This window comes from Falsiroseomonas algicola (assembly GCF_011040385.1).
Taxonomy (GTDB): domain Bacteria; phylum Pseudomonadota; class Alphaproteobacteria; order Acetobacterales; family Acetobacteraceae; genus Falsiroseomonas; species Falsiroseomonas algicola.
This window is the reverse complement of record NZ_JAAIKB010000044.1, coordinates 1-3,202: the sequence shown is the minus strand read 5'-3', so window position 1 is coordinate 3,202 and position 3,202 is coordinate 1. Positions and strand designations below refer to the sequence as shown.

The window sequence follows — 3,202 nt, the reverse complement described above, 5'->3', positions numbered from 1 at the left end:
CGCACAACGCCGACCCAAAGCCCTTCCGCTGGACCGCGCCCGCCGACACCATCATCGGCAAGCACCAACGCGGGAAATGTCTGCTGGAATCACTCCACTAGATGACCTATTTCGCTACGACAGGGCACATGGAGCATTCGCGGCATCGGGCCTCGTTTCAACTTCGCGCCGCTCCGCATTATGGCCGAAAAAGCTGTTATCAATGAACTCGAAAGTTGCTTCTGTAGAGAATTTGTTGCCCGGAAACCAGAGCGGTCGCGGAAGGATTTGTCGGCGATGATGGAATGCAATCGTATTTTGGTGACTGGCGATATACTTCGTCCAGCAGAGGCCACAAAATCCGGAGCACCTGCGTCAAGTCAAAAGGGCAATATTCGGTGGTTGCACACGCTGATTAAGCGATCTCTTTCTCGCGCGGTGCAGATGCCTATCGACATGGTTCAGTGGGGCGAGGGGTTCGATACAGAGCTTTTTTACAACTTTAACGAAGAGGAAATCTCGATAGAGGGGTGGGGGCGCCTTTACGATTGCAAGAATCCCACGATGGACAGCGCAATGCTAGCAGCGGCCGCGTTCCAAAATGCGTTCGTGATAGGTTTCGAGTTGCCAAAAATACTAAAAAACATACTGTCGACGTTCAACATATACTGGCTTGATTTTTCCATCCATCCAATTCGCTGCCTGGATGATTTATTCTTGTGCTGCGCCACGAATCACGACGGAATTCGCCGATCGCTCGCGGAGCTCGAGCATTCATTAGAGCCGCATGAGGCAAATGTGTACGCCCTACAGGCAATGTATTTGCGTCGACCTTGGCCTGACGTTCCCAGGGCAGATACCCTGCTGGTAGGACAGGTTGAGTATGACAGCAGCGTTTTATTGAGCGGGGCCTTCACTAATATTTCAACATATGTGAATCAAAACCCAATTTGGGCCAAAGACATCACTGCCTGGCGCGACATTCTATTTAAGCCTCACCCGATACAAAATTACGAAAGCGGGATATACAACATGGGCATTCCATTTCGCTACATTCACACAACCACGGCGAATATTTATCAGTTACTAAGTATGCCTTGGTTGCGCCGCATCGTGACAGTAAGCTCTTCCGTAGGCGTGGAAGCCAAGTTATTCGATAAAGAGGTTGTTTGGCTAAAGGGGCCTTTTACGTCACTCAACTTGCCTGGAACGCACAAGACCAGCGACACTTATTTCGCGGTGCGCGAAGAAATACTCTGGCCCCCGTTCTGGGCCGAGCTTTTCAGCTCTGCGCTTCCCGTCTACCGCTTCGACCATCCTCGACCACAATTAGCTCCGAATGCATTTAGACTTTCTCTCAACCAAGCATGGGGCTACCCGTTAACCCAAATGGCCGCCAGTCAGCAAGGATGACACCAAAAATGCAGATTGAAGCCAAACCGCTGTGATAGATGCTCTTCCTACCTGGAAGACGCGGCGATAGCGACGCGCCCACCGATGCACGGCGCTGTGCCAGTCGTGGAACTGCGCAGTTGGGCGCGTCGCGAGAGAGACCATGCTGTCGCGAGGCAGCAGTTGTTGCTCCCAGGTGCGTTCGCTGCATTAGAGGTCCGTGTGCGGATTGCCCAATCGTAGCGGGGGCGAAGATGAGGGTCGTGCCCCGGGTGGTGGTGTAGAAAGGACGGAGCCCGGGGCGCGTAGTGAAGCCGCCCCGGCGGCCACCGTGGCGATCCTTGGTAGGCTTTGGGTTGTCAAGATCTTCAACCTGATACCGGGAGACCCTCAGGATGACCGACGACATATGGCCCTGCTTGGGCTGCTCGGTTGAACCCATTGCGTTCAACGTTCTCTGATGCTAATTCACTGCGTAGCATGATCGGCTTCGCCGCCGAGACGCCTGATGGATCTGGAGGTGGCCGGCCTGACCGACGCCGGCACTGGCGAGCGCAACCGAAGGCGCATCACTGTCAATCGGCACGCAAACGGGACCCGAGATCGGCGTCGAATAGTGACCTCTGTTTGGTGTGGTGATGCGCGGTGCGGTTGTCCGGCCCTTAGCCGTAGGCGGAGGGCAGGACGACAGCAGCGCGGCGGCGTTTACTGGTCGGGCTCAGGCGCGGTTCTTGAACCGCCAGCTCTCGTTGCCGGTCTCGACCATGTCGCAGTGGTGCGTCAGGCGGTCGAGCAGGGCCGTGGTCATCTTGGCGTCGCCGAACACGCTCGGCCATTCGCCAAAGGCCAGGTTGGTGGCGACCAGTACTGATGTCTGCTCGTAGAGGCGGCTGACCAGGTGGAACAGCAACTGCCCGCCGGACTGCGCGAACGGCAAGTAGCCAAGTTCGTCCAGCACGACGAAATGCATTCGGCACAGATGGTCCGCGAGCCGTACCTGGCGTCCGCCACGGCTCTCCGCCTCGAGCCGGTTCACCAGGTCGACGACGGTGTAGAACCGGCCGCGGGCTCCGCTGCGGATCAGTGCGCGGGCAATGGCGATGGCGAGGTGCGTCTTGCCCGTGCCGGTGCCGCCGACCAGCACCACATTGCGCTGATGGGCCAGGAAATCGCCCGTGGCGAGGTCGCGAACGAGCGCCTCGTTGATCGGCGTGCCATCGAACCGGAAGTCGTCCACGTCCTTCGCCAGCGGCAGCTTTGACGCGGTGATCTGGTACTTGATCGAGCGGGCCTGCTTCTCGGCGATCTCGGCGCCGACGACATCGCCGATTACCTGCTGCGGCGCGTGCTGGCGCTTTACCGCCGTGGTGACGATCTGGTCGAACGCCGACCTCATGCCGAATTGAACCGCGCCGGGTTTGCCGGAGGCTGTTTGATGTGAGTCAGGCCGCCAGGGCTGTGGTCTCCTGGGCGGCATAGTAGCGCGCTTCCGCCTCGGCGGGCGGGATGTTGCCGATCGGCTCGAGGAGGCGGCGGTTGTTGAGCCAGTCCACCGGCTCGAGGGTGGCAAACTCGACGCCTTCCAGGCCGCGCCACGGGCCGCGGCGGCGGATCACCTCGGTCTTGACCAGGCCGATGACGCTCTCGGCCAGCGCATTGTCGTAGCTGTCGCCGACGCTGCCGACTGATGGCTCGATGCCCGCTTCCGCCAGACGCTCGGTGTAGCGGATGGTCACGTATTGGGTGGATCAGACGGTCGTCGCAACGCCTCTTTGCGCCGTCTGTAGCGCCTCATCAAGCGCCTCTGCTGGCGTGCTCCAGTTCAGCGTCT

Annotated in this window: 2 protein-coding genes and 1 pseudogene; 1 reads left to right on the top strand and 2 read right to left on the bottom strand. The window is 58.9% G+C overall.

Going from position 1 to position 3,202, the window contains the following annotated elements; translation table 11 throughout:
- Nucleotides 1–276 precede the first annotated feature (276 nt).
- Nucleotides 277–1,392 (top strand): hypothetical protein, encoded by a 1,116-nt coding sequence (locus G3576_RS30870; RefSeq protein WP_164698316.1) that lies wholly within the window; start codon nucleotides 277–279, stop codon nucleotides 1,390–1,392.
- A gap of 697 nt (nucleotides 1,393–2,089) precedes the next feature.
- Here G3576_RS30870 and istB read toward each other — a convergent pair.
- Together istB and G3576_RS30860 are read right to left on the bottom strand one after the other, a co-directional pair.
- Complete coding sequence (gene istB / locus G3576_RS30865) at nucleotides 2,090–2,767, bottom strand: IS21-like element helper ATPase IstB (RefSeq protein WP_164698315.1); 678 nt, start codon at nucleotides 2,765–2,767, stop codon at nucleotides 2,090–2,092.
- Nucleotides 2,768–2,813: 46 nt separating this feature from the next.
- Nucleotides 2,814–3,116: pseudogene (locus G3576_RS30860) on the bottom strand (integrase core domain-containing protein); the annotation flags it as partial.
- Between the last annotated feature and the right edge of the window lie 86 nt (nucleotides 3,117–3,202).